Source organism: Christensenella hongkongensis, from assembly GCF_000981035.1.
Lineage (GTDB): Bacteria > Bacillota > Clostridia > Christensenellales > Christensenellaceae > Christensenella > Christensenella hongkongensis.
The window spans coordinates 1-355 of the sequence record NZ_LAYJ01000129.1; the positions used below are offsets into that span (position 1 = coordinate 1).

1 protein-coding gene is annotated in these 355 nt (G+C 51.3%); it reads left to right on the forward strand.

Going from position 1 to position 355, the window contains the following annotated elements:
• Window positions 1-355, forward strand: a 355-nt coding sequence (locus CHK_RS13530) for a bacterial Ig-like domain-containing protein (protein ID WP_046444611.1), incomplete at both ends; no start/stop codon positions are given.

Consider the following 355-nt stretch of genomic DNA (forward strand, 5'->3'; position numbering starts at 1 on the left):
ACCTGTGCCTGTTCTGGACAGCATCGAAGTGACGGCAGAGCCGACGAAGACGACGTATACGGTGGGTGATACGTTTGATGCTGCGGGATTGGAAATAACGGCACACTACACCAATGGCGGAGCGGATAAAGTGCTGACAGGCGGGGAATATACGCTGTCAACGCCTGATATGAGTGTAGCAGGCACGAAAACAATTACTGTGACGTATGAAGAGGATGGCGTAGAAAAGACGGCGAGTTTTGACATTACAGTAAACGCCCCCGCGCCTGTTCTGGACAGCATCGAAGTAACAGAGAATCCGACGAAGACAATATACACGGTGGGTGATACCTTTGATGCTGCGGGACTGGAAGTA